The 26,123-nt window shown below is 65.8% G+C and carries 25 protein-coding genes and 1 tRNA gene; 17 read left to right on the plus strand and 9 right to left on the minus strand.

From position 1 onward, the window contains the following. Positions 1–3: 3 nt before the first annotated feature. Positions 4–747 carry an SDR family oxidoreductase gene (locus tag NCR39_RS05075; protein ID WP_250451079.1) on the minus strand — a complete coding sequence of 248 codons (744 nt, stop codon included), beginning with the start codon at positions 745–747 and terminating at the stop codon, positions 4–6. Positions 748–973: 226 nt separating this feature from the next. Here NCR39_RS05075 and NCR39_RS05080 point away from each other — a divergent pair, with 226 nt between their 5' ends. From NCR39_RS05080 to NCR39_RS05095, 4 genes are all read left to right on the plus strand, one after another. Further along, positions 974–2,131 (plus strand): porin, encoded by a 1,158-nt coding sequence (locus NCR39_RS05080; protein WP_502800160.1) that lies wholly within the window; start codon positions 974–976, stop codon positions 2,129–2,131. Between the two features lie 16 nt (positions 2,132–2,147). After that, entirely contained in the window at positions 2,148–2,774 is a 627-nt protein-coding gene (locus NCR39_RS05085) for a LysE family translocator (protein ID WP_250451080.1), read from the plus strand. 232 nt (positions 2,775–3,006) lie between these two features. Then, entirely contained in the window at positions 3,007–4,533 is a 1,527-nt protein-coding gene (locus tag NCR39_RS05090; RefSeq protein WP_502800161.1) for a peptide MFS transporter, read from the plus strand. A gap of 56 nt (positions 4,534–4,589) precedes the next feature. Further along, positions 4,590–4,666 (plus strand) — tRNA-Met (locus tag NCR39_RS05095). Between the two features lie 335 nt (positions 4,667–5,001). Here the strand turns inward: NCR39_RS05095 and rpsU are convergent. From rpsU to NCR39_RS05115, 4 genes are all read right to left on the minus strand, one after another. Next, a complete protein-coding gene (rpsU, locus tag NCR39_RS05100; RefSeq protein WP_006999077.1) occupies positions 5,002–5,214 on the minus strand; it encodes a 30S ribosomal protein S21 in 213 nt (70 codons plus the stop codon). 183 nt (positions 5,215–5,397) lie between these two features. Further along, the gene (locus tag NCR39_RS05105) at positions 5,398–5,706 is read right to left on the minus strand and encodes a 2Fe-2S iron-sulfur cluster-binding protein (RefSeq protein ID WP_284507122.1); all 309 of its coding nucleotides are present in this window, start codon (positions 5,704–5,706) and stop codon (positions 5,398–5,400) included. 20 nt (positions 5,707–5,726) lie between these two features. Beyond that, entirely contained in the window at positions 5,727–6,320 is a 594-nt protein-coding gene (locus tag NCR39_RS05110; protein ID WP_250451082.1) for a YigZ family protein, read from the minus strand. Positions 6,321–6,348: 28 nt separating this feature from the next. Further along, the gene (locus NCR39_RS05115) at positions 6,349–6,876 is read right to left on the minus strand and encodes a GNAT family N-acetyltransferase (protein WP_250451084.1); all 528 of its coding nucleotides are present in this window, start codon (positions 6,874–6,876) and stop codon (positions 6,349–6,351) included. A 343-nt stretch (positions 6,877–7,219) separates the two neighbouring features. On the opposite strand from NCR39_RS05115, the gene NCR39_RS05120 reads away from it, so the two are divergent. The 13 genes from NCR39_RS05120 to NCR39_RS05180 all read left to right on the plus strand — a co-directional run bounded on the left by NCR39_RS05120 (position 7,220) and on the right by NCR39_RS05180 (position 21,143). Continuing rightward, on the plus strand, positions 7,220–8,806 hold the full coding sequence (locus NCR39_RS05120) for an EAL domain-containing protein (RefSeq protein WP_250451086.1): 1,587 nt from the start codon (positions 7,220–7,222) through the stop codon (positions 8,804–8,806). A 19-nt stretch (positions 8,807–8,825) separates the two neighbouring features. Continuing rightward, positions 8,826–9,224 (plus strand): hypothetical protein, encoded by a 399-nt coding sequence (locus NCR39_RS05125; protein WP_250451088.1) that lies wholly within the window; start codon positions 8,826–8,828, stop codon positions 9,222–9,224. A gap of 228 nt (positions 9,225–9,452) precedes the next feature. Further along, positions 9,453–10,142 (plus strand): ABC transporter permease, encoded by a 690-nt coding sequence (locus NCR39_RS05130; protein WP_250451090.1) that lies wholly within the window; start codon positions 9,453–9,455, stop codon positions 10,140–10,142. 13 nt (positions 10,143–10,155) lie between these two features. Next, complete coding sequence (locus NCR39_RS05135) at positions 10,156–10,869, plus strand: ABC transporter permease (RefSeq protein WP_250451092.1); 714 nt, start codon at positions 10,156–10,158, stop codon at positions 10,867–10,869. A 33-nt stretch (positions 10,870–10,902) separates the two neighbouring features. Next, positions 10,903–11,718: an ABC transporter ATP-binding protein gene (locus NCR39_RS05140; RefSeq protein WP_250451094.1), complete on the plus strand. Its 816-nt coding sequence runs from the start codon at positions 10,903–10,905 to the stop codon at positions 11,716–11,718. Between the two features lie 70 nt (positions 11,719–11,788). After that, positions 11,789–12,760, plus strand: coding sequence for a GlxA family transcriptional regulator (locus tag NCR39_RS05145; RefSeq protein WP_284507124.1), 972 nt, complete (start codon positions 11,789–11,791; stop codon positions 12,758–12,760). A 119-nt stretch (positions 12,761–12,879) separates the two neighbouring features. Next, a complete protein-coding gene (locus NCR39_RS05150) occupies positions 12,880–14,109 on the plus strand; it encodes an aspartate aminotransferase family protein (protein ID WP_250451097.1) in 1,230 nt (409 codons plus the stop codon). A gap of 34 nt (positions 14,110–14,143) precedes the next feature. Beyond that, positions 14,144–15,190 carry an arginine/ornithine succinyltransferase subunit alpha gene (aruF, locus tag NCR39_RS05155; RefSeq protein ID WP_250451099.1) on the plus strand — a complete coding sequence of 349 codons (1,047 nt, stop codon included), beginning with the start codon at positions 14,144–14,146 and terminating at the stop codon, positions 15,188–15,190. Beyond that, positions 15,187–16,212 (plus strand): arginine N-succinyltransferase, encoded by a 1,026-nt coding sequence (gene astA / locus NCR39_RS05160; protein WP_250451101.1) that lies wholly within the window; start codon positions 15,187–15,189, stop codon positions 16,210–16,212. The genes aruF and astA overlap by 4 nt, the downstream gene beginning before the upstream one ends. Positions 16,213–16,232: 20 nt before the next feature. Further along, positions 16,233–17,705 (plus strand): succinylglutamate-semialdehyde dehydrogenase, encoded by a 1,473-nt coding sequence (gene astD / locus NCR39_RS05165; protein WP_250451103.1) that lies wholly within the window; start codon positions 16,233–16,235, stop codon positions 17,703–17,705. A gap of 15 nt (positions 17,706–17,720) precedes the next feature. Further along, positions 17,721–19,061 (plus strand): N-succinylarginine dihydrolase, encoded by a 1,341-nt coding sequence (astB, locus tag NCR39_RS05170; protein WP_250451104.1) that lies wholly within the window; start codon positions 17,721–17,723, stop codon positions 19,059–19,061. After that, positions 19,045–20,061: a succinylglutamate desuccinylase gene (gene astE, locus NCR39_RS05175; RefSeq protein ID WP_250451106.1), complete on the plus strand. Its 1,017-nt coding sequence runs from the start codon at positions 19,045–19,047 to the stop codon at positions 20,059–20,061. Before astB ends, astE begins: the two co-directional genes overlap by 17 nt. A gap of 263 nt (positions 20,062–20,324) precedes the next feature. Beyond that, positions 20,325–21,143 (plus strand): ABC transporter substrate-binding protein, encoded by an 819-nt coding sequence (locus NCR39_RS05180; RefSeq protein ID WP_250451108.1) that lies wholly within the window; start codon positions 20,325–20,327, stop codon positions 21,141–21,143. A 57-nt stretch (positions 21,144–21,200) separates the two neighbouring features. On the opposite strand, the gene NCR39_RS05185 is transcribed toward NCR39_RS05180, so the two are convergent. Genes NCR39_RS05185 through NCR39_RS05200 form a run of 4 tightly spaced genes read right to left on the minus strand, consistent with a single transcriptional unit; the run spans position 21,201 to position 26,006 of the window. Continuing rightward, complete coding sequence (locus NCR39_RS05185) at positions 21,201–22,064, minus strand: efflux RND transporter periplasmic adaptor subunit (RefSeq protein WP_250451109.1); 864 nt, start codon at positions 22,062–22,064, stop codon at positions 21,201–21,203. 39 nt (positions 22,065–22,103) lie between these two features. Next, positions 22,104–22,304 (minus strand): DUF1656 domain-containing protein, encoded by a 201-nt coding sequence (locus NCR39_RS05190; RefSeq protein ID WP_040049323.1) that lies wholly within the window; start codon positions 22,302–22,304, stop codon positions 22,104–22,106. Continuing rightward, a complete protein-coding gene (locus tag NCR39_RS05195) occupies positions 22,294–24,483 on the minus strand; it encodes an FUSC family protein (protein ID WP_502800162.1) in 2,190 nt (729 codons plus the stop codon). Before NCR39_RS05195 ends, NCR39_RS05190 begins: the two co-directional genes overlap by 11 nt. Continuing rightward, positions 24,480–26,006 carry an efflux transporter outer membrane subunit gene (locus tag NCR39_RS05200; protein ID WP_350029653.1) on the minus strand — a complete coding sequence of 509 codons (1,527 nt, stop codon included), beginning with the start codon at positions 26,004–26,006 and terminating at the stop codon, positions 24,480–24,482. Before NCR39_RS05200 ends, NCR39_RS05195 begins: the two co-directional genes overlap by 4 nt. Between the last annotated feature and the right edge of the window lie 117 nt (positions 26,007–26,123).

Consider the following 26,123-nt stretch of genomic DNA (forward strand, 5'->3'; position numbering starts at 1 on the left):
CAATCAGCCGATTTCGCGGATATCGGCCGTCGGCACGCTGCCGAATGCATCGCTCAGCAGGTAATCGACCAGCTTTTGCGCCGACTGCTCCGGCGTCGCGAGCTGGCCGTCGCGCTTGAGCGCGTCGAATCGCTCGCGCATCGGAAAGCGTTCCAGCGCGGTGCCGCGAATTTCCGCCTGCATGTCCGTATCGACGACGCCCGGCGCGACGCTGCAGATCCGCAACCCGTGGTTGTCGTCGAGCGCGACGGCGCGCGCGTGATGGTCGAGCGCCGCCTTCGTCGCGCAGTAGATGCTCCAGCCGGGATACGCGTTGCGTCCCGCGCCGCTCGAAATATGGACGATGCGCCGATCCGCCGCGTCCGTGCGAGCGGCGGCGAACGCGGCGGCGAGCATCAGCGGCGCAGCGACGTTCACGCTGACCGCGCGCGCCACCGCGCCCGCGTCCTGATCCGCGAGCGGTCCGACCGGCGCGAGCATCCCCGCGTTGTTGACGAGCACCACGCGATCCGCGCCCGCCATGAACCGGCCGAGCGCGCCGTCCGCGAGCCAGGCGGTGAGCGCGGGCAGGTCGGCGAGATCGAGTTCGACTTCCTGAATCCGGCCGGAATAGCGCGCGGCGAGATCGGCGTTGCGCTTGCGCGAGATCGCGAGGATGTCGGCGTCGCGCGACAGCAGCGTGTCGGCGAGCGCCGCGCCTAAGCCGCGCGTGTGGCCGGTGAGGATCGCGAGAGTCTTGTTGGGCATCGGGTGGTCCGGTTGCGTGAGGGAAGCTGACGCGTCGATTCTATCGATACGGAGCGCGACGCGCCGGCGCGCTCAATAGCGCCGAATCGGCAGGAAGGGAAGGGGGAGGACAGTCGTTCGTTGGTTACAGGTCACAGCGGACCTTTGCGCGGTTTTTTTACCTGACAAGATGCGTCGGGGGAATCGACAATTCTGAAAAAGACACGAACCGCCTTCGGAGCCTCCCATGCCCATCCGTCCAGCCGACCTTCCCGCCGCCGTCGCGACACCGCGCGCTTCCCACCGCGCACGCTCGCGAGCCGTCATGGCGGCGTGCATCGCGTTCGTCGGCGTGCCGGCCGCGGCCTGGGCGCAAAGCTCCGTGCAGCTCTACGGCGAGCTGGACACCGGCCTCGCCTATGTCAACAACGTCGGCGGCCATGCGCAATATCGGCTGACGACCGGCACCATCGACGGCAGCTACTGGGGCTTGCAAGGCTCCGAGGACCTCGGCGGCGGCGCGCGCGCGATTTTCCGGCTGGAGCGCGGCATCGCGGTATCGACGGGACAGGGCCTCAACGACCATCCGATGTACGTCGGACTCGGCACCGAAGAACTCGGCACGCTGACCTTCGGTCACCAATACGATTCGATCCACGACTATTTCGCGCCCTTCACGCTGACGGGCGGCACGGGCGGCACCGCGTTCGCGCATCTGCTCGACAACGACAACGCCAACAACTCGTTCCTCGCCGCGAACTCGCTGAAATACACGAGCGCGACGTACGGCGGCTTCAGCTTCGGCGGCCTCTACGCGTTCTCGAACCAGGCGGGACAGTTCGCGAACAACCGCGCGTACAGCATCGGCGCGAACTACACGGCCGGATCGTTCAGCGCGGGCGCGGCTTATCTGCACAACAACGGGCGCGGCAACACGGCCGACGGCGCGTACGATTCGCTCGCGCTGCCCGGCTCCGCGCCCGGCGCGGTGGTCAATGCCAACGTCCAGCGGCAGAACACGTTCGGCGTGGGAATGAGCTACGGCATCGGCGATTTTCAACTGGCGGGCACGTTCTCGCGCTCGATCAGCAGCGGCGCCGTCGATGCCGATACCGGCGACGCGCTCGCCTCGCTCGCGCTCAACAACTACGAGCTGAACGGCATCTACAAGCTGACGCCCGCCATTCTGCTCGCGGGCATGTACGTGTACACGAACGGCGGCGGCGCGCACTGGCACGAAGGCGCGCTGCAGGTCGATTATCTGTTGGGCAAGCGCACTGATGTGTATATCGAGACCATCTATCAGCGCGCGTCGTCGCAGGCGCCGGCGATCATCAACACCAACGATCCGTCGAGCGGCCGCAATCAGTTGATGTTCACGACGGGCATCCGTCACCGATTCTGAGCTTCGCGGGTGAATCATGTCGCTCCAGACTTTTTCGTTGTTCGTGCCGGCGTGTTTCGCCATCAACATGGCATTCGGGCCGAACAACATGCTGTCCTTGTCGAACGGCGCGCGAGAAGGCGTGCGCGCTTCCGTGCTCGCGTCGTTCGGGCGGCTCGCGGCGTTCGCCATCATGATCGGGATTGCGGGGCTCGGACTCGGCGCGTTGCTCCTTGCATCGCAGACGCTGTTCACAGCGGTCAAGCTGGCCGGCGCGGCTTATCTCGTGTGGATCGGCGTGAAGCTGATTCGCTCCGGCCCGACGCTCGTTCCGAACGACGATGCGCGCACGTCCACGGGCGTCGCGGCGCTGATGCGGCAGGAGTTTCTCGTCGCGGCAGGCAATCCGAAGGCGATTCTCGTGTTCACCGCGTTCTTCCCGCAATTCGTCGATCGCAGCGCGTATGCAACGAGCTTCGCCATTCTCGGCGCGATATTTCTGCTGCTCGAACTCGTGGCCATCGTCATTTATTCCGCGCTCGGCACGCGATTGAGGTCGCTGTCGCGCGGCGCTCGCGGATTCAAATGGTTCAATCGCGCGAGCGGGGCGCTGATGATCGGCTTCGGTTTGATGCTGGCGTTCGTGCGCCGGCCGGCCGTGTGATTTTCTGAACGACGCAAGTCGTTACGATTCTCCGTGCCGTTTCATGCGAGCGGCTTAAGTCTTGATCGGCAACACGCCATTGCGGAGAATGCGCGCGCCGCGCGTGCGCAATAGGCGATAATCCCCGCTTTTGTCGAAGTCATTCCCCGCTTTAGGACCATTTCTATTTTTTCTCTTACGGCGTTTTCTTGAAACGCCCGCATTGCTTATCTGTTGTTGAAGGAATTTCCCGATGATGAATCAATCGCCCGTCATATCGCAGACGCGCTCGTTTTCGACCGTCTTTCTCATCGAAATGTGGGAGCGTTTCGGCTATTACGGCATGGCGGCGCTGCTCGTGCTGTTCATGATCGACAAAATCGGTTTCGCCGATGATTACGCCAATCTCACGTGGGGCGCATTCACTGCGCTGGTATTTTCGGCGCCGTCGATAGGCGGCTGGATCGGCGACAAGGTGCTCGGCGCGCGCCGCACGATGACGCTCGGCGCAATCGTGCTCGCGGCCGGTTATTTCATGCTTGCGCTGCCGTTCGATGCGCTCGGCTTCGTGTATGCGTCGCTCGGCGTGATCGTTGTCGGCAACGGATTGTTCAAGTCGAACGCGGCGAATCTCGTGCGACGCATTTACGAAGGCGACGACGCGCGCATCGACAGCGCTTTCACCATTTATTACATGGCGGTGAATATCGGCTCGACGGTATCGATGCTCGCGACGCCGTGGATCAAGGACCATTGGGGCTGGCATACGGCCTTCGCGGTGTGCTGTGGCGGCATGGTGCTCGGCCTCGTGAATTACGCGCTGATGCGCCGCACGCTGGCGCGCATCGGCTCCGCACCGGACGATCAGCCGATCCGCTGGCGCGCGTTCGTCGCGGTTGTCGCGGGAAGCGTGGCGCTCGCGGCGGCGACGGTGTTCATCCTGCAGCATCAGACGGTCGCGCGATACTGCGTGTGGGCGGCCGGGTTCGGCATCCTCGCGATCTTCGGCTACATGCTCACGCAATCCGATCGCAGCGAACGGGCGGGCCTCGCCGCCGCGCTCATTCTGACGCTGCAGGTCATTCTCTTCTTCGTGTTCTACCAGCAGATGTCGACGTCGCTCACGCTGTTCGCGCTGCGCAACGTCGATCCGGTGTTCTCGGTCGCGGGCGTCGAATTGTTCACGTGGAGCGCGGCGCAGTTTCAGGCGCTCAATCCGATCTGGATCATGATTCTGAGCCCGATCCTCGCGGTGCTCTACGCGCGGCAGGCGCGGCGCGGTCGCGATATTCCGGTCGCGGGCAAATATGCGCTCGGCTTCGTGGTCGTCGCGGTCGGTTTCTTCGTGTTCGGCCTGAGCGGGCGATACGCGGTGGACGGGCGCGTGTCGTCGTGGTTCATGGTGGCGGGCTACGGGCTTTATTCGCTCGGCGAGTTGCTGGTGTCGGGCTTGGGTCTCGCGATGATCGCGCGCTACGTGCCGGCGCGCATGGGCGGCTTCATGATGGGCGCGTATTTCGTGGCGACGGGCGTGTCGCAGTATCTCGGCAGCGTCGTGGCGAATCTGGCGCGCAGGCCGTCCGGCAATCTCGATCCGTTGCAATCGCTGCCGCTCTACACGCATCTGTTCGTCTGGCTGGGCTGGCTCGCGACGGGCGGGGCGGTGGTCGCCATCGTGCTGTTGCCGCTGCTGGGCAAGCTGTCGCGGGCGCATCATCGCGCGTCGCTGGCGGCAAGCAATGAAGCGGGCGAACGCCTGAATCCGGCTTCGGCATCGTGATTGAAAAGACTGTTTGACTTCGCGAGCCGCTCCGGTCTATAATTTCTTTCTCCAGACGCGGGGTGGAGCAGTCTGGCAGCTCGTCGGGCTCATAACCCGAAGGTCGTAGGTTCAAATCCTACCCCCGCAACCAGATGTCAAGCAAAGAGCCCGGTTCAACCGGGCTCTTTGCTTTTGTGCGTCCGCTTCAGGTATGCACAACCTGGCGTGGCGTGGTGGCGCCGCTCGCTGAATGAACAGACACACTCCTGAAAGCACAAAAAGCCTGCATGAGCGATGAACTCATGCAGGCTTTTTGCCATCCCGCCAGCCGGCTTCGAAAGGGCGCACGCTTACACGTGCGACTCGCGAGCTTTCGCCTGTGGCGTGTTCGCCACGGCTTTGACGAAACCGCGACCCGCTGAACGCCGGCTGTGCTGCTGACCAACATCGACAGGCGAGAGCGATGCGCCCGCGCCCATCAGTCGATCAATAGAATTTCTTCGGCAGTTGCGCGCGACGGATCTGCTTGCGCAGACGAGCGACAGCAGCAGCTTTCTTGCGCTTGCGCTCGGTGGTCGGCTTTTCATATGCCATGCGCGACTTGAGCTCTTGAATCAGGCCCGTGCGCTCGACGGTACGGCGAAAACGACGCATGGCGACGTCGAAAGGCTCGTTCTCTTTCAACAGTACTTTAGTCATTGAAATCTCGGTTGATCTGGCCCTGCCAGAAATTGGGGCAAAGCGCAATTGTACACTTTTTGAGAGCCGCTCTGCATCCTCTTTCCGCGACGATGTCCTTCCGTAGGCTCGGGATTCACATCGTAGGTCGTTGAATCGTGACGACAATCCCGAAATACCCGCGTGCCGGGACACCCGCGTGCATCAGAATCCGCGCGAACGAACCGGGCGATGAGCAGGCGCGCTCACGCTCGCCTCCGGCTGATCGATTGTCACGTCGGAGCGCGCGACCGCGACGCACGGAAGAATCCAGCCATCGGCCTTTTCCTCGGCCGTCAGACCCGGCCAGTCGATGCGATAGCCCACTTCGCCCGCCACGAGCCGGCACATGCACGCGCGACACGTCCCGTTGCGGCACGAACGCGGCAGCGAGACGCCCGCGTGCAGCGCCGCCTCCAGCAGGGAGGCGCCATCCTCCATTTCGACGACATGTCCGCCCGGCGCGATCGTCAGCTTGAAAACACGCGCGCCGCTCACGCATGCACCTCGATGATCGCGCGGCCGTTCGTCAGATCGCGCAATTCGGCGGCTGCGGATTCGCGCGCGGCGGCGGGCATGCGCACGACGAGCCGCACGGTCATCGAATAGGCGCTTTCGACGAGTTCCGCGTCGTGCTGCTCGATCCATCGGCGCACGCGCGCTTCATCGGCGTAATCGATGTCGACGTTCAGCAGCCCGCGCTCGATGCGTTCCACGCGCTCGGCCGACTGCATCGCGGTGGCGATGGCGTCGGTGTAGGCGCGCACGAGGCCGCCCGCGCCCAGCTTGATGCCGCCGTAGTAGCGCACGACCGCCGCGAGCACGCCGTCCACTTCGTGATGCCGCAGCACTTCGAGAATCGGCCGGCCCGCGGTGCCGGAGGGTTCGCCGTCGTCGGACATGCCCGACTGGCCGCCCGCGAGCAGCGCCCAGCAAACGTGCGTCGCGCTCGGATGTTCGGTGCGCAGGCGGTCGAGTTCGCGCATGGCGGCATCGCGATCGGGGACGGGAAGCGCCAGCGCGATGAAGCGGCTTTTCCGCACATCGATTTCGGCGCTGACGGGGGAGGCAAGGGTATAGGTCGGCAAGGCTGGCTACTTCACGAATCGAGGAATCTCACGCCGCCGTGCCGAGCGCGCGCTGCATGAGCACGCTGTCGACCCATCCGCCGAGCTTGTAGCCGACGTTGCGCAGCACGCCGACATGTTCGAAGCCGAGCCGCGCATGCAGCGCGATGGATCCGGCGTTGCCGCTGCTGCCGATGACCGCGACCATCTGCCGCCACGGGCCCGCTTCGCATCGCGCGATCAGCGCCGACAACAGCGCGAGCCCGATGCCGCGTCCGCCGAAGCCATCGGCGACATAGACCGAATCTTCGATCGTATGCCGATACGCCGAGCGCGCGCGGTACGCCGATGCATACGCGTAGCCCGTGACTTCGCCGTTCACTTCAGCGACGAGATAGGGCAGTCCCGCCGCGACGATCGCCGCGTGGCGGGCGCGCATTTCGTCGACGGAAGGCGGAGCTTCCTCGAACGTCGCGAGCGCATGGAGCACGTAGTGCGCGTAGATGCGCGCGATGGCGTCGAAGTCGCCGGGCGCGGCATCGCGGATGACGGGCTGGCGCACGCTGGGTGAAGTCATGACGGTTTCGGATGGCAGGACGGATTCTCAGGACGTGAGGGCGCGCGGGCGTCGCACGGACGTACTTGCAAGGCCGAATTCTCTCACGCCGCGCAAAGGCAAATAAATGGACGGCGGGCCGTGCGCCAGCCCACCAAAATGGCGACTTTTTACCGAATTAAAACGTTGAAGCCGGCAACGCACGCCCTCTACACTAAGTCGCCTGCGCAGCACTTCGCATTGCCGCCTTTCGGTCCGAGCCGGCGCGACCAGAACTTCCGGCCGATGCACGCGGCGTTCGCCTGGACGACGCGCGCGCAACAGCGTGAGAGCCGCACGCATCGCGGCGCGACCATAACACGCAATGAACAACTTTCAACGTGGGGCGCTCGCGGCGCTTCTGATCGTCATCGTCGGGATTGCGGCGCTCGCGCCCGCGGGGATCGGCTTCGTCGTCGCGGCGCGCAGCGAGCGGCAGCAGCGCGTCGAGCGCCTGAGCGTGCTCGCCGATGCCGCGCTCTATCGCGCCGAGGACGTCACGCGGCGTCTGTCGGGCGCGCTCGGCGAAATCGGCAAGGTCAACGAAGCACCGTGCTCGACGTCGTATCTGCACGCGCTCCGCCAAATCACCCTCACGCACGAACAGGTGCGCGACGCCGGCTCCTACGACCGCGACGGCCGCTGGCAATGCTCGTCGCTGCTCGGCGCGGTATCGGCGGGAACGTTCGACGGCCTCAGACTGCCGCCGCCCGACTGGCGCTCGCCCGACGGCCTCAGCGCGTGGTACGGCCTCGCGCGCCTGCCGGGCGGCAAGGAATCGCTCGTGATGGGCCGCGACGGTTTCTACATCACCGCCGATCCCGCGCTGTACGTCGACGGCATCGAAACGGGCATTGCGCCCGAGGACCGCGTCGCCGTCATCAACACCGAAGCGCGGCGGCTGATCGCCGGCACGCCCGCCACCGATGCCGCCGCCGTCCTCGCGGTCTACAGCCAGCCGCCGCAATGGTCCGATTGCGCGGCGATCGCCGTGCGCCAGTCGGCGTCGATGCCGATCGCGGTCATCGTGAGCGCGCCGCGCGAGACATGGCGACGGCGCGTGCGCGCGCTGCCGTGGGGCTGGCTGCTCGGCGGCGTGGCGACGGGCCTCGCGTGCGCGGGCTGGCTGGCGTTCGTCGTGGTGCGCCGCGTGTCGCCGCGCGGACAACTGAGCGACGCGGTGCGGCGGCATCAGTTCATCGTCGCGTATCAGCCTATCGTCGATCTCGAAACGCGACGCTGCGTGGGCGCGGAGGCGCTCGTGCGCTGGAAGCATCACGACCGCATCGTGCGGCCGGACCATTTCATCCCGCTCGCGGAGCACGGCGGATTGATCCAGGCGATCACCGATCAGGTGCTCGACACCGTGCTTCTCGAACTCGGCGATTTTCTGCGGCGCTACGCCGACTACTATGTTTCCGTGAATCTCTCGGTGCCCGACCTGACGACGCGGCGCTTTCTCGACGTGCTCGGCCCCGCGATTGCAAAACAGGGCGTGCGGCCCCAGCAGATTCGCATCGAAGCGACCGAGCGCGCGTTTCTCGACGCCGACGCCGCGAAGGACGTGATCGACGCGTTCCGCCGCGCGGGCCACGCCGTCTATCTCGACGATTTCGGCACCGGCTATTCGAGCCTGTCGCATTTGCAGTCGTTTCGCGTGGACGGGCTGAAGATCGACAAGTCGTTCGTCGACACCATCGGGCAGGACGCGGCGTCGAGCAGCGTGGCGTCGCATATCATCGAGATGGCGGCGACGCTCGACGTGCAGGTGATCGCCGAGGGCATCGAGCGCGAGGAGCAGGCCGCGTATCTGCACGCGCGCGGCGCGCAGTCCGGACAGGGCTGGCTCTTCTCGCCGCCGCTCACCGCCGCCGAATTCATCCGCTACGCGGGACGAACGCGCGCAACGTAACCATCAACGGACACGCTTCATGGACGATCACACCGCAGTCTCCTTTCTTCGCGACGTGCGGCATCCGCTGCTCGCGCTGCATCGCGCGGTGCTCGCGCATCTGCGCACGCGCCACGAGGCCGAGTTCGGGCCGGTGTCGCCGGGCGAATTCCTGCAGATCGTGATCAACGGCAGCGCGTATCGCTGGCTTTCGCCGCTGTCGACATTGATCGCCGCCATCGACGACGTCCTCGACGACGACGAAGCCACGCCCGACGCGCGCATCGAGCATGCGAAGGCGGTCGCCGCGATGTTCCGCGCCGAAACCCGCGATGCCGCGTTCGCCGGCCAGTTCCTGCCGCTGCTGCAGGAGAGCCCGGAGATCGCTGTCGCGAACGGGCATGTGGTGCAGGTCGTGCGCGGTGTCGCGCGAAACTAGCCGCGCGCGCTCTATCGAAAAAGCGACGCAAAAGCGCGAATTTCGCCCGCGCCGTTGATCGGGGTTTGCCCGGCTGGCGTGCGCCGATTGCGTTGTGCAGCGGGCAAACACGGCTTTCGCGCTCGCGCGAGGCCGATTGCTGCATCGCAATAACACCGTACCGCGCCGTTTGAACGACGCATTTCGGCTTGCGACGATCGCCGCCAATCCACGAACAAGGAGGCGCTCGTGTCGCTGTACGGCTTCGGCCCGCTGCTCTGGGCGGGCGCAAAAGAAACGCTCGCGCTCGCGATGCTCTCGCTCGCGGTATCGGTGCTGCTCGGACTCGTCGGCGCGTCGGCGAAACTGTCGCGGCATGGCTTCTTGCGCGGCATCGCGACCGCTTATACGACGTTGATCCGCTCCGTGCCCGATCTCGTGCTGATGCTGCTGCTTTTCTACAGCATCCAGATCGCGGTCAATCACATCACCGATGCGTTCGGCTGGGATCAGTTCGACATCGATCCGTTCACGGCCGGCGTGCTCACGCTCGGTTTCATCTACGGCGCGTATTTCACCGAGACGTTTCGCGGCGCGTTTCTCGCGGTGCCGCGCGGCCAGCTCGAAGCGGGCAGTGCCTACGGCATGAGCGGCCTGCGCGTGTTCGGCCGCATTCTCTTCCCGCAGATGATGCGCTTCGCGCTGCCGGGCATCGGCAACAACTGGCAGGTGCTCGTGAAGGCGACGGCGCTCGTGTCGATCATCGGTCTCGCCGATGTCGTCAAGGCCGCGCAGGACGCGGGCAAGAGCACGTTCAACATGTTCTTCTTCGTGCTCGTCGCCGCGCTCATCTATCTCGCGATCACGACGGCATCGAACGTCGTGCTGATGGCGCTCGAGCGCCGCTATTCCACCGGCGTGCGTCACGCCGAGCTATGACGACGGAGCAGCCATGATCCCGATCCTCGCCGAATACTGGCGCCCGTTCCTGTACTCCGACGGCATGCACGCGTCGGGCCTCGTCGTCACGCTGTGGCTGCTGGCGGCGTCGATCACAATCGGCTTTTGCGCGGCCGTGCCGCTCGCCTGCGCGCGCGTGTCGAAGCGCCGCTGGCTCTCCACGCCCGTGCGCCTCTACACCTACGTGTTTCGCGGCACGCCGCTCTACGTGCAATTGCTGCTGCTCTACACGGGCATGTACAGCCTGGAATTCATCCGCAGCCAGTCGCTCCTCGAAGCGTTCTTTCGCAGCGGCTTCAACTGCGCGGTGCTCGCGTTCGCGCTGAACACGTGCGCCTACACGACGGAAATCTTCGCCGGCGCGATCCGCGCGACCCCGCACGGCGAAGTCGAAGCCGCGCGCGCATACGGCATGGGCACGTTCACGATGTATCGACGCGTCATTCTGCCGTCCGCGCTGCGCCGCGCCTTGCCTTTGTACAGCAATGAAGTGATCCTGATGCTGCATGCGACGACCGTCGCGTTCACGGCGACCGTGCCCGACATACTCAAAGTCGCGCGCGATGCGAATTCGGCCACGTACGAATCGTTCGGCTCGTTCGGCGTCGCGGCGCTCCTGTATCTGGCGGTCTCGTTCGCGCTCGTCGCGGCGTTCAGGCGGGCGGAGCGCCGCTGGCTCGCGTATTTGCGGCCGGTCGCGCATTGACGGGCGGTAAAATCCGCAACCGTGCCGAGATCCATGACATCAACCGAGGAGAAAGCGTTGGAGCCCACAGCCAAAGACGCCGCGACGAAGCTCGCCGCGCAGGACATCCACAAGCGCTACGGCGACAACGAAGTGCTCAAGGGCGTTTCGCTGTCGGCGCGCGCGGGCGATGTCATCAGCATCATCGGCGCGAGCGGCTCGGGCAAGAGCACGTTCCTGCGCTGCATCAATTTCCTGGAGAAGCCGAACGCGGGACAGATCGTCGTGGATGGCGAAGCCGTGCGCACGAAACCCGACCGCAACGGCAATCTCGATGTCGCCGATCATAAACAGCTCCAGCGCGTGCGCACGAAACTCGCGATGGTCTTCCAGCACTTCAACCTGTGGTCGCACATGACGGCCATCGAGAACGTGATGGAAGCGCCCATTCACGTGCTCGGCATCACGAAGAAGGAAGCCGAGGAACGCGCGCGCGAGTATCTGGAGAAAGTGGGGCTGCCGCCGCGCGTCGAGAAGCAATATCCGTCGCACTTGTCGGGCGGGCAGCAGCAGCGCGTCGCGATTGCGCGGGCGCTCGCCATGCATCCCGACGTGATGCTCTTCGACGAACCCACGTCCGCGCTCGATCCGGAACTCGTCGGCGAAGTGCTGAAGGTCATGCAGAAGCTCGCGGAAGAAGGCCGCACGATGATCGTCGTGACGCACGAAATGGGCTTCGCGCGCAACGTGTCGAATCACGTGATGTTCCTGCATCAGGGCCGCACGGAGGAAGAGGGCGCGCCGTCTGACGTGCTCACCGCGCCGAAGAGCGAGCGCCTGAAGCAGTTCCTCTCGGGCAGCCTCAAGTAACGTGGCGAGTTCATCGGGCGCGGCGCGCGGGCCGCTGCAAGTGGCGATCGTCGCGCTGCCGCCCGTCTCGATGAGCGGCATCGGTCCGATCGTCGACAGTCTCGCGCTCGCCAATGAAATCGACGGGCATCGTCTCTACGAATGGCGCGTGTGTTCGTGGGACGGCCGCGCCGTGCCGCTCTCCGGCGGCGCGCAGCTTCCCGCCGATTGCGCATTCAACGACGCCCTTCAGTGCGACTGGCTCATCGTCGTCTCGGAGCGCTATCAGCAGTTCGCGGACTATCGGCTCTTTCTCGCGAGCCTCGCGCGCATCGCGCCGCGCACGCCGCTCGTCTCCGGCATTCATCACGGCGTCTGGTGGCTCGCGATGGCCGGGCAACTCGCGCAATATCGCGTCGCGGTGAACTGGGAAACGTATCAGCAGTTCACCGAGCAGTTCGAGCGCACCATCGTCACGCAGCAGATTTTCGAGATCGATCGCGATCGCGCGACGTGCGCGGGCGGTCAGGCGAGCATCGACTTCATGCTGGCGATGATCGCGCGCGATCACGGCCAGGATCTTGCCGAACGCATCGCGGATTCGCTCGGCATCGGCGTGTTGCGCGCGGGCACGGAGCGCCAGCGCATTCCGTTCGTGACCGCGCCGGGCGAGCGGCATCCGCGCCTGAACGATGCGCTGCAACTGATGGAAGCGAACATCGAAGACCCGCTCGCCACCGATGAAATCGCCACGCTCGTCGGCATCTCGCGCCGGCAACTGGAACGGCTCTTTCGGCAATATCTCGGCGCGATGCCGTCGAAGTATTACCTCAATCTTCGCCTCACCAAGGCGCGCACGCAGTTGCAGCGCACGAGCAAATCCGTCGTGCAGATCAGCCTCGCGTGCGGGTTTTCGTCGGCGGCGCATTTCTCGAATGCGTATCGCGACCGCTTCGGCGTGACGCCGCGCGAGGAACGCCGCAACTGGATCGAAAAGCAGCGCGGCGGCGCGCTCGACGAACCGCGCGGCGGCGCGCTGATCGAGCCGCCCGATCCGCGCTGACCGGGCGCGCGCAAAGCCCATGAAAGCATGTCGCGAACGCGCAAGACGGAACGCGTGCGATTGCTTAATATCGAATGCATTGCAGTGCGGATCAGCACGAACCAGAAGAGGAGTGGCTCATGACCGACATGAATGTGAATCGCGGTACGTTCGATGAAGTGATGGTTCCGGTTTTCGCGCCGGCCAGTTTCGTGCCCGACCGGGGCCGCGGCTCGCGCGTGTGGGACACCGAAGGCCGCGATTATGTCGATTTCGCCGGCGGCATCGCGGTGACGGCGCTCGGGCATGGGCACCCGGAATTGCTGAAAGTGCTGCACGAGCAGGGCGACAAGCTCTGGCATATCGGCAACGGCTACACCAACGAACCCGTATTGCGTCTCGCGAAACGCCTGACCGATCTGACTTTCGCCGATCGCGCGTTCTTCGCGAATTCAGGCGCCGAGGCGAACGAAGCGGCGCTGAAGCTCGCGCGCCGCTATGCCATCGACAAGTTCGGGCCCGAGAAGATCGAGATCATCTCGTTCACGCAGTCTTTCCATGGGCGCACGTTCTTCACCGTGAGCGTCGGCGGCCAGCCGAAGTACGCGGAAGGCTTCGGCCCGCAGCCGCAAGGCATCCGTCATCTGCCGTACAACGATCTGGCGCAGGCAGTCGAAGCGATCAGCGACAAGACGTGCGCGGTGATCGTCGAGCCGGTGCAGGGCGAAGGCGGCGTGCTGCCCGCCGATCCCGCGTTCCTCGAAGGCTTGCGCGAAGCCTGCGACAAACACAACGCGCTGCTGATTTTCGACGAAGTGCAAACCGGCGTCGGCCGCACCGGCACCTTCTACGCGTACATGCAATACGGCGTGACGCCCGACATTCTCACGACCGCGAAGGCGCTCGGCAACGGCTTCCCGATCGGCGCGATGCTCACCACCGATGCCATCGCGCAGCACTTCAAGGTCGGCGTGCACGGCACGACTTACGGCGGCAATCCGCTGGGCGCATCGATTGCGGAGAAGGTCGTCGAACTGATTAGCGATCCGAAGCTTCTCGAAGGCGTCGGCGAGCGCAGCCACGCGATCAAGGCGCATCTCGAACGCATCAACGAGCGCTTCGGCCTCTTCAAGGAGATTCGCGGCCGCGGCCTGTTGATCGGCGCGGAACTGGCGGACGCCTACAAGGACCGCGCGAAGGACGTGCTCAACGCGGCGGCGGCGAACGGCGTCATCATGCTGATCGCGGGGCCGAACGTGATTCGCTTCGCGCCGTCGCTCATCATGCCGATGGCCGATCTCGACGAAGGCTTCGCGCGCATCGAGAAGGCGGTCGAGCAGGTCGCGGGCGCGGTTGCCGTCAGCCGCTGATCGCACGTTGATTCATCGCCATAAGGAAACGACGATGCTATTCGTTCGTCCCGCCAGCGCCTCCGATCTCGACGAGCTCGAACGGATGGCGCGCGCCGCGCACCCCGTGCTGCACTCGCTGCCGCGCGATCGCGAGCAACTCGCCACGCGCGTCGCGCTCTCCGAAGATTCGTTTCGCGCCGAAGTCGACTTTCCGGGCGAGGAGTTCTATCTCTTCGTGCTGGAAGACTCGGACACGGGCAAGCTGCTCGGCACGTCGAGCATCGTCGCGTCGGCGGGTTATTCCGAGCCGTTCTACACGTTTCGCAACGACGCGCTCATCCACGCATCGCGCGAACTCAAGGTGAACCGCAAGATTCACGCGCTCACCATGTCGCACGAACTCACGGGCAAGAGCCGCCTCACGGGCTTTTATATCGATCCGTCGCTGCGCACGCCCGAAGGCGAAGCGGCGGCGCATCTGCTGTCGCGCGCGCGCATGATGTACGTCGTCGCGAACCGCAAGCGCTTTTCGAGCGAAGTCTTTTCGCTGATGCTCGGCGTGACGGACGCCGCCGGCGTATCGCCGTTCTGGGAAGCCGTCGGCCGCAAGTTCTTCGGGCGCGACTTCGAGCAGGTGGAACTCGAATCGGGCGGACGCAGCCGCACGTTCATCGCGGAAGTCATGCCGACGTATCCGATCTACGTGCCGCTCTTGCCCGGCGAAGCGCAGCGCGTGCTCGGCGAGCCGAACGAAAGCACGCTGCTCGCGTACGACATCCATCTGGAAGAAGGCTTCGAGCCGGACCGTTTCGTCGATATCTTCGATGCCGGCCCGGTGCTCACGCTTGCCGTCGACAAGAGCGCGTCGGCGGGTTCGGGCGAATGGCGCCCGGTGCGCGATGGCGCGGTTTCGAACGGCGCGCCGTATCTGGTCGCGGTAGGCGGCACGCACGGCTTTCGCTGCATTCTTGCCGATCTGAACGGAACGCGCGCCGATGGCGCCGCATTGACCGCCGCCGCACGCGATGCGCTCGGCGTGCATGAGAAGGACACGGTGCGTTGCGTGCCGCTGCATCAAGCCTCGGGAGAATTGCAATGATCGTCGTGCGCTGCGTGCAGCCGGGAGATGTCGACGCGCTCGTCGCGCTGGCAAAGGAAACGGGCCCGGGGCTCACCACGTTCAAGCCGGATCGCGATGCGCTCGCCGCGCGCGTCGAACGCGCACGCCGCACGCTCGCCGATGCCGCCGCGCCCTTCGAAGCGGGCTACTTCTTCGTGATGGAAGACACCGCGACGGGCGATGTCGCCGGCGTGTGCGGCATCGAAACGGAAGTCGGGCTGGAGCAGCCGTTCTATAACTATCGCGTGGCGACCGTCGTGCATGCGAGCAAGGATCTCGGCGTGTGGACGCGCATGTCGCTGCTCAACATCTCGCACGACCTCACCGGTTATGCCGAAGTGTGCTCGCTGTTCCTGAGCCCGCGGTATCGCACGGCGGGCGTGGGCGGGCTGCTTTCGCGGTCGCGCTTCATGTTCATCGCGCAATTCAAAGAGCGTTTTCCGCAGCGGCTGTGCGCGGAGTTGCGCGGCCATTTCGACGACAACGGCGAATCGCCGTTCTGGAACGCGGTCGGCTCGCATTTTTATCAGATCGATTTCAACGAAGCCGATTACCTCAGCTCGCACGGCAAGAAGTCGTTTCTCGCGGAGCTGATGCCGCGCTATCCGGTGTATCTCGACCTGCTGCCCGAGGACGCGCAGCGCGCGGTCGGCGTCACGCATCGCGATACGGCGCCCGCGCGCAAGATGCTCGAATCGGAAGGGCTGCGTTACGAGAATCACGTCGATATCTTCGATGCCGGCCCGGTGCTCGAATGCCACACGTCGGACTTGCGCACCGTGCGCGAGAGCGTGCTGGCGACGGTTCGCATCGGCGAGCGCGTCGCGAAAGAGGGCGCGCCGAAGAGCCTCGTGTCGAATACATCGCTCGAAGATTTTCGCTGCGGCGCGACGACGGGCGCGGTCGAGGACGGCGCGTTCCTCCTCACCGCCGACGAAGCCGCCGCATTGCGCGTCCGCGCAGGCGATACCGTGCGCGTGCTGACATCGCAGCCGCGCTGAATCACAAGTTGAGAGACGTCATGGATATCCGGAACGAGTTGTATATCGGCGGTGAATGGCAGGGCGGCATGGGCGCGATGTTCGCGTCGCGCAATCCCGCAAGCGATGAAATCGTGTGGCAAGGCAAGAGCGCATCCGCCGATGACGTCGATCGCGCGGTGTCGTCGGCGCGGCGCGCGTTCGCGTCGTGGTCCGCGATGACGTTCGACGAACGCGTGGGCGTCGCGAAGCGCTTCGCCGCGCTGCTGAACGAGAACAAGGAAGCGCTGGCGCATGCGATCGGCCGCGAAACCGGCAAGCCGCTGTGGGAAGCGCGCACGGAAGTGGCGTCGATGGCCGCGAAGGTCGATATTTCCGTGCAGGCGTACCACGAGCGCACCGGCGAGAAGCGCGCACCGATGGCCGATGGCGTCGCGGTGCTGCGGCATCGGCCGCATGGCGTCGTCGCCGTGTTCGGGCCGTACAACTTTCCGGGGCATCTGCCGAACGGACATATCGTGCCGGCGCTGATCGCGGGCAACGCGGTCGTGTTCAAGCCGTCGGAACTGGCGCCGGGCGTCGCGGCGGCGACCGGCGCGCTGTGGATCGAAGCCGGGCTGCCCGCGGGCGTGCTCAATCTCGTGCAGGGCGAGAAGGACACGGGCGTCGCGCTCGCGAATCATCGGCAGATCGACGGGCTTTTCTTCACCGGCAGTTCGGATACCGGCACGCTCTTGCATCGGCAGTTCGGCGGGCGGCCGGAGATCGTGCTCGCGCTGGAGATGGGCGGCAACAATCCGCTCGTCGTCGCGCAGGTGGACGACATCGACGCCGCCGTGCATCACACGATTCAATCCGCGTTTCTCTCGGCGGGCCAGCGCTGTACGTGCGCGCGGCGTCTTTTCGTTCCCGACGACGCCTTCGGCGAGCGCTTCACGCAGCGGCTCGCGGAGGTGAGCGCGAACATCCGCATCGGCGCCTACGATGAAAATCCGCAGCCGTTCATGGGCGCGGTGATCTCGGCGCGGGCGGCGGCACGGCTCGTGCTCGCCCAGCAGCAATTGATCGATGCAGGCGCGAAGCCGTTGCTCGAAATGCAGCAGCGCGCGGCGAATCTCGGCTTCGTGACGCCCGCGATTCTGGACGTGACGGACGCGCGCGACATCCCCGACGAGGAGCATTTCGGCCCGATGGTGCAACTCACGCGCTACCAAACCTTCGACGAAGCGATCGAGCGCGCGAACGACACCGCCTTCGGCCTGTCCGCGGGCCTGCTCGCCGACGACGAAGCCGCGTGGACGCACTTCCAGCGTACGATCCGCGCGGGCATCGTCAACTGGAACCGGCCGACCAACGGGGCGTCGTCGGCGGCGCCGTTCGGCGGCATCGGGCGCTCGGGCAATCAGCGGCCGAGCGCGTACTACGCGGCGGACTACTGCTCGTATCCGATGGCGTCGGTGGAAAGCGCGCAATTGCAGATGCCGGCGAGCGTATCGCCGGGTCTCACGTTCTAAGCATCGGGATTCGACATGCAGGCATTCGAAGCGAACTTTGACGGGCTGGTCGGCCCGACGCACAACTACGCGGGGCTGTCGTTCGGCAACGTCGCGTCGCGCAGCAACGAGAAATCGGTCGCCAATCCGAAGGCCGCCGCGAAGCAGGGCTTGCGCAAGATGAAGCAGCTCGCGGACCTCGGCTTTCATCAGGGCGTGTTGCCGCCGCTGGAGCGTCCTTCGGTGAAGCTGTTGCGCAGCGTCGGCTTCACGGGTGACGACGCCGCCGTGATCGAGCGCGCCGCCCGCGAAGCGCCCGAACTGCTCGCGGCGGCGAGTTCCGCATCCGCGATGTGGACGGCCAACGCCGCGACCGTCAGCCCGTCCGCCGATACCGCCGATGGCCGCGTCCATTTCACGCCCGCGAATCTCGCAGCGAAGCTGCATCGCGCGATCGAGCATGGCGAAACGCGCCGGTCGCTCGCCGCGATCTTCGCCGATGAATCGCGCTTCCAGATTCATCACGCGCTGCCCGGCACGCCCGCGCTCGGCGACGAAGGCGCAGCCAATCACACGCGCTTCGCCCGCGAATACGGCGAGAAGGGCGTCGAGTTCTTCGTCTACGGCCGCAGCGAGTACGGGCAAGGCCCGCAGCCGCAGCGTTTTCCCGCGCGGCAGACGCTGGAGGCGAGCCGCGCGGTGGCGCGCCTGCACGGCCTCGACGATGCGGCGACGGTGTTCGCGCAGCAATCGCCCGATGTGATCGATGCCGGCGTGTTCCACAACGACGTGATCGCGGTCGGCAATCGCACGACGCTCTTTTGTCACGCGCGCGCGTTCGTCGATCAGCAGAAGGTCTACGACGAACTCGGCGCGCGCTTGCACGCGCAGGGCGCTACGTTCACGGCGCTCGAAGTCGCGGAAAGCGATGTGAGCGTGGCGGACGCGGTGTCGTCGTATCTGTTCAACAGCCAGTTGTTGACGCGCGCGGACGGCAGGCAGGTGCTCGTCGTGCCGCAGGAATGCCGCGAGAACGCGCGCGTCGCGGCTTATCTGGATTCGCTCGGCGCGCGCACGACGCCCATCGACGAAGTGCTCGTCTTCGATCTGCGCGAGAGCATGAAGAACGGCGGCGGTCCGGCGTGTTTGCGGCTGCGCGTCGTGCTGAACGAAGCGGAGCGCGCGGCCGTCAATCCGAACGTGTGGATGAACGACGCGCTCTTCGCACGCCTCGACGCGTGGATCGACATGCATTATCGCGATGCGCTCGCCCCCGGCGATCTCGCCGATCCGCGCTTGCTGGCGGAGTCGCGCGCGGCGCTCGACGAACTGACCACCATTCTCGGACTAGGCGCGGTCTATGACTTCCAGCGTTGACGAATCCTTGTTGAGCGATTTCCTCGCGTTCACGCTCGCGGGCGAGCGGCCCGCGGTCGCATCCGGCGTGGCGTCTTCCGGCGTGCGATGGACGTGGCAAGGCGAGGGCGTGCTGTTGCTCGAATCCGCGCGGACGCCGACGCATAGCGTGCTGGCATCGGCGGGCATTCATGGCGATGAAACCGCGCCGATCGAAATGCTGTCGCGGCTCGTCGCCGATATCGCGAACGGCAACGCGCCGCTCGCCGCGCGCATGCTCGTCGTGCTCGGCAATGCTGCCGCGATGCGCGCGGGCGCGCGTTATGTCGACGACGACCTCAATCGCCTTTTCAGCGGACGTCACGCGAATCTGCCCGCGAGCGCCGAAGCGCCGCGCGCGATCGAACTGGAGCGCATGGCGGCGGCGTTCTTCGAGAACGCGACGCATGCGAAGTGGCATATCGACATGCACACGGCGATCCGCGCGTCCGTGTTCGAACAGTTCGCGCTGCTGCCGCACACCGGCGCGCCGCTCGCCCGCGCGATGTTCGACTGGCTGCGCGATGCGCGTCTCGAAGCGGTGCTTTTGCATCGCGAGAAAGGAGCGACGTTCACGCACTACACGGCCGCGCAATGCGGCGCGCTCGCGTGCACGCTGGAACTCGGCAAGGTGCGTCCGTTCGGCGAGAACGATCTCGCGCGCTTCGCAGCATCGGATGCGGCGTTGCGCCGGCTGATCGCGGGCGAAGCGGCCGCTCAGCCAATGCCGCTGCGCGTGTTCACGGTCGTCGCGCAGATCGACAAGCTAAGCGAGCAGTTCGTGCTGAACGTCGCGAGCGATGTGCCGAATTTCACGCCGTTTCCCGCCGGCACCGAACTCGCGCGCGATGGCGACTACACGTATCGCGTCACGCACGAAGAAGAGCGCATCGTGTTTCCGAATCCCAAGGTGAAGCCGGGCTTGCGCGCGGGCCTGATGGTCATCGACACGACCGACGCCACGCTCGCCTCGCTCGACTGATCGCAGCGCGTCCTTGCGCGAGCGCGACATCCGCTTGCCAATTCCTTTGTGTTTCACATCGACGCGACGATGCGCCGCGTCCGCCCGCGCTCAGGCGGAGCGGGCGCGCGCACGCGCTACAATCGCGGCCCTGTCCTTGATGCGGCGCATCAAAGCGCATCGCGTGGTTTGAGCGTTTTTATCGGCGCCGCGATGCTTGGTTCGCCGGCGTTACGCCGCATCGGACACGAGTGACGAAACATACTGGAAGGAGATGGCAGTACATGAAATCGCATTGGATGAATCGGATCAATCGAATCAATCGCAAGCTCGCCGCGGTCGCGGTGTTCGGAACCCTGGCTGCGTCGATGACCGCGCACGCCGCCGACGACGCGAAGACGCTGCGCTTCGGCGTCGAGGCGTCGTATGCGCCGTTCGAATCGAAGACGGCGAGCGGTGAGTTGACGGGCTTCGATATCGACGTCGGCAACGCGGTCTGCGCGAAGCTGAAGATGAAGTGCGTGTGGGTCGAAAATTCGTTCGACGGACTGATTCCCGCGCTGCAGGCGCGCAAGTTCGACGGCATCAACTCGGACATGACGATCACCGACAAGCGCAAGGTCGCGATCGATTTCACCGATCCGATCTATTCGATCCCGAACCAGCTCATCGCGAAGAAGGGCAGCGGCATCCTGCCGACCGTCGCCGGGCTGAAGGGCAAGCGCGTGGGCGTGCTGCAGGGCTCGATCCAGGAGACGTACGCGAAGGCGAAGTGGGCGCCGGCGGGCATCGACGTGGAGTCGTATCAGGCGCAGGACCAGATTTACGCGGATCTGGCGTCGGGCCGTCTGGATGCGGCGTTCCAGGATGCCGAAGCGGCGTCGAAGGGCTTTTTGAAGCAGCCGCAAGGCGCGGGTTTCGCGTTCGCGGGGCCGGCCGTCGCGGATGACAAGCTGCTCGGCTCGGGCGTGGGCTTCGGCGTGCGCAAGAACGACAAGGCGCTCAAGGATGCGCTGAACCGCGCGTTGAAGGAACTGAAGGACGACGGGTCGATCGACCGGCTCGCGGCCAAGTATTTCGACGTGAAGGTGGTGCTGAAGTAACGCGCTTCGGTGCGAGAAAAGCCCGTCCCGGTGAAGTGCCGGGGCGGGCTTTTTTTGTCACATCGACGGCGTGATCACCACCGTACACGTCGTGCCTGCCGACAGCAGCATCCCGTCCGGCACCGCATCGATCTTCAACCGCACCGGCACGCGCTGCGCGAGCCGCACCCAGTTGAACGTCGGGTTCACATCGGCGAGCAGTTCGCGGCTTTGGGGATTGTCGCGATCGTAAATGCCGCGCGAAATGCTCTCGACGTGCGCCTTCAGCTCGCCGCCGCTCATCAAGCGAATCTGCGCCGAATCGCCGACGCGCACATGCGGCAGCTTCGTTTCCTCGAAGTAGCCGTAGACCCAGAACGAATGACTATCGACGATGGCGAGCTTCGCCGTGCCGACCGTCGCGTAGTCGCCGCGATACACGTTGAGATTCGTCACGTAGCCGTCGACGGGCGAGTACACCTTCGTGCGCGCCAGATTGAGCTTCGCGGCATCGAGCGCGGCCTGCGCCTGCTGCAATTGCGCCGCCGCCGTCGATGCCGTCTGCGACGCGTTCTCGCGCGCTTCCCGCGACACGACGAGACTGTCCATGTCCGCACGACGCGCCGCGTCCGCCCGTCGCATGCGCAATTCGGCCGCGCGCGCCGCGACGTTCGCCTCCGCCTGCTCGACCGCGATCTGATAATGCGACGGATCGATCTCCATCAGCAGGTCGCCTTTCTTCACGTACTGGTTGTCGCGCACGGGCAACTGCACGACCGCGCCCGACACATCCGGCGCGATATTGACGACTTCGGCGCGCACGCGTCCATCGCGCGTCCACGGCTCGTCCATGTAATGCACCCACAGCACGCGGCCGATGAGAAGAGCAGCCGCGAAAATGACGATCGTCATGACGAAGCCGATGATTTTTCTAAGAACCATGATGAGTCTTCTAAACCTTTGAAGTCGAATGCCTGCCGCTCAGCGATACACCGCCAGCCCGAGCGCGCCGCACACGCAGACGAGCAGGCTCGCGCGAAAGAGCGCCGGATGCCAGACCACGCGATAGAGACCGGTCATCGCGAGCGCGCGGTCGATCGCCCACGTGATGAGCGCGCCCGCCACGAACAGCACGAGCAGCGTGGGCACATAGGCTTCGAGGATCGCGGTATCACGCGGCATGCGGCGCTCCTTTGACTGAATCCGATGCGAATGTGGCGAGCGGCGACGCCGGGTCGAGCAGCGCCGTCCGGATGAAATGAAGATGACTGACGATGCGTTGCAGCCGATGCCGCTCCTCGCGCGGCGGATTCGCCGTGGCGACGAGCGCCTGCGCATCCGCGATGGCGCGCGCGGTGCAGTCCAGCGCGGCTTCGAAGCGCGCCGCGCTCGGCCGGTCGAAGAGGCGCGCGACGGCATCGAGCGTTGCGTTCGACGTGCGCCGCCACGGCGTCGATGCCGCGTAATGCGGCGCATCGGGCAGGCCGGCGATTTCGCGCCGCAAATCGATGACCGCGCGGCCAGTCTCCAGCACGCCGAAGAGCCACTGCAGCGCCTCGCGTTGCAACTCCGGCTTGCCGGCGGCGAGCGCGTCGATCTGCGAAAGCAGGTCGCGCGTGCGGCTTTCGAAGTGCGTGGCGACGCGCGCGAGGCGGCCGCGTCGCGCGAGCACGACTTCGCGGCGCAAATCCGCGAGCAAGAGACGGCGCAGCCACGGCGCATCGGTCGGCAGGATCACGGCGAAGGCGATCGCGGACACGATCATCGACAGCACGAGCGCGAGCGCGTCGTTCATGTAGGCGGTCGGATCGTAATGAACGAGGTTGTCCGGCCCCGCGAGAAAGCACAGGAAGATGCAATAGCCGATACCCACGCCCGCCACCGCGCGCCGCGTGCTGATGAACGTGCCGAGCAGCAGCGCCGGCACGAGCGCGACGCACATCAGCACGAAGCCGTCCATGTGCGGAAACGCGCCGAACACGACGATCATCCCGACGACGCTCGCGAGCGCGGTGCCGATGGCCATCTGCATCGACATCAGCGCCGGCCTTGGCGACGACGACGCGAGCGCGCACACCGCCGCCGCGTTGAGCACCATCGTGCCGCCGCTCGGCCACGCGGTCGCGATCCAGAACGCGCTCAGCACGAACATCACGATCGCGCCGCGCAAGCCGGAAATCGCGGCGGCGAGCAGATTGGTCTTCGGCACGTAGCGCGCGACCCAGCGCTCGCGTTCGTGCGACGGCGCCGCGAGCGACGCGTAGGTGTCGGCGTAGGCGAGCATGTCGTCGACGAAGCGGTAGAGCAGTTCCGTCGCGGTATCGAATTCGAGCGGCGCGAAGTCGGCTTCCGATTCGATTCCGGCGCGGGCCGTGCGCACGCGCTTCGGCAGCGCGGCCTTGTAATCGCGCAGTTGCGCGGCGGCGTGCGCGGCGTCGGCGGCGTTGCGCACGGGTTCGCCCGCGTGCAGCAACAGCGGCGGCACTTCGTGGATGAACGGCGTGAGCGCGGCGATCGTCGTCGCGGATGCGCTTTCGCGCAGACGATTCATCAACTGATGCAGCGCGTGAAAGCGCGTCGATGCGCTCATGAATTCGCTGTTGAGCCGCGCGAGCCGTCCGCCGCGCCGCCGCGATTCGGGATGCTCGAACACCGCGACACTGCGCGCCGCCTCGAAGCCGACGATATCCGCGACGAAGCCGAGATTCACGCGCTCGATCTGCGCGCGGTCCATCGTGCCGGACATCGCGCGGCACACGTAATCGACGAACTGCGTGAAGCGCCGCCGGACCGTCGTGCGGATCTGCGCGCCCGCGTGCTGCGGAAACACGAGCGCGCTGACCGCGCCCGCGCAGACGATGCCGAGCGTCACTTCGCCCACGCGCGTCAGCGCCGAGAGAAATGCGCCATCCGGATGCTGCGCCGCCGGAATGCCGATCAGCGCGGCGGTGTATCCCGCGAGCACGAAGCCATACGAGCGGAAATTGCGATTGCGCGCCGCGCCCGCCGTGCAGATGCCGACCCAAAGCGCCGTCGCCGACAAAAACAGCACCGGCTGCTGCGCGAACACGCTGATGAGCGCCAGCATCACGATGAGACCGATCATCGTTCCGCAAAAACGGTAGAAGCTCTTCGCGAGCACCATGCCGCTTTGCGGCTGCATCACGACGAAGACGGTGGTCATCGCGGTGCGCGGCTGCTGCATGTCGAGGCGCATGGCGATCCACAGCGCGAGCAGCGCCGCGAGCACCGCCTTGAAGATGTAGACCCACGCGAGGCCGTCGGTGCGCGCCCAGTCCGCGAAGGACGCGCGCAGCGACTGGCCGGATGCCGTGAGGGAAGTGGGCATGTCCGCGCTCATTCCGCGTGGTTCGAACGGTCCGCGCGGCTGAACGGCCCGATATGCTGCGACGGCGCGAGCCGCGCGTCCTTCGGACCGTTCGCGGGATCGTCGATGCCGCCGCCCAGCGCCGCCGTGAGCGTCGCGTACGCGCCGAGCCGCTCTGCCCGCACACGCGCCTGTGCGTCCTGCGCGCGCAGCAGTTGCGACTGCGCGAGCAGCACGTTGACGTAATCGGTGAGGCCGCGCCGGTAGCCTTCGTTCGCGAGATCGTAGTTCTTGCGCGCGGCGGCGACCGAGCGGGCGGACGCATCGAGTTGCGTATCGAGCGATTTCACACGCACCACCTGATCGGCGATGTCCTTCAGCGCGGCAACGAGCGTCGCGTTGTAGTGATCGACGGCCTGATCGTATTGCGCCGATGCCGCGCCGAGCTGCGCGCGCAGGCGTCCGCCTTCGAAAATCGGCAGCGTGATCGCCGGGCCGAACGTATAGCCGGCCGCCTTGCTCGTGAGAAAGCTCAGGAGCGCGCCACCCGCGAACGCCTGCGTGAGCGACGCCGCGAGATTGATGTTCGGATAGAACTCCGCCTTGGCCACGTCGATGCCGCGCGCCTGAGCCGCGACCATCCATCGCGCGGCGACGATATCGGGCCGATGCCCGACCAGTTCTGCCGGCAACGACGACGGCAACGGCAGCGGCGTCGCCAGCGACATGGCCGGGCGCGCGAGCGCTTCGCCTGCGCCGGGGCCATCGCCGGCAAGCGCGGCAAGCTGATGCCGCGCAAGTTCGATCTCTTCCTTGAAGACATCGACCTGACGCTCGTATTCCGGCAGCGGCGCTTCGGCCTGACTTACTTCGAGTTGCGTGCCGAGGCCGCCTTTCAGACGACGGCGGGCGAGTTCCGCGAGCCGGTCCTGCTGTTCGAGCGTTTCCTGCGCGATATCGAGCTGCGCGAACGCCTGCGAAAAGCCGACGTACGCGCGCACGATGTTCGTTTCGAGTTCGAGTTGCGCCGCGCGGGCATCGGCGGCGCGCACGTGGGCGACATCGAGCGCGCGTTCGGCGGCGTTGTCGTCGCGGCCCCAGAGGTCGAGGTTATAGGAGAGCGAGAGGCCGGCGGTGTTGTCCCAGGTGGTCGCGTCGGCGTAAGGGCCCGGGCCGTAGAACGCGTTGTTCGGCCAGTTCTTGCGCTGCACGCTCATGCTGCCGTCGACGTGCGGCAGCAGCGCCGAACGCGCGACGCCCGCCTGTTCCTGCGCTTCGCGCACGCGGGCCGCGGCCATCGCGAGCGTCGGGCTGCCGGCCGTCGCGCGGGCGATCCATCCGTCGAGTTGCGCGTCGCCGTAAGCACGCCACCATTGCGCATCGGGCCATGCGGCGTCGGCGTTCGCGGCCTTGATCGCGCTGCCGACGTCGAGCGCGGCGGCGTCTTTCATCGAATCCTGCGGAGCGATGTTGCCCGTGCTCGCGCAGCCGGCGATTGTTAATATTGCTGTAAGAACCGCGGCGCACGCAGCGTTTCTGGACCCACGGCCTTGCACGTTCCACTCCCCGAATACATAACGGTCAAGCGCCGATTATATTTTTGCAACGATGCGCGAATAACAGGCCGGCTCGCAAAGCATTCTTACGGAACGCGTGATAATCGCCTTTGCAAG

It is taken from the genome of Caballeronia sp. ATUFL_M2_KS44 (assembly GCF_023630965.1).
GTDB lineage: Bacteria > Pseudomonadota > Gammaproteobacteria > Burkholderiales > Burkholderiaceae > Caballeronia > Caballeronia concitans.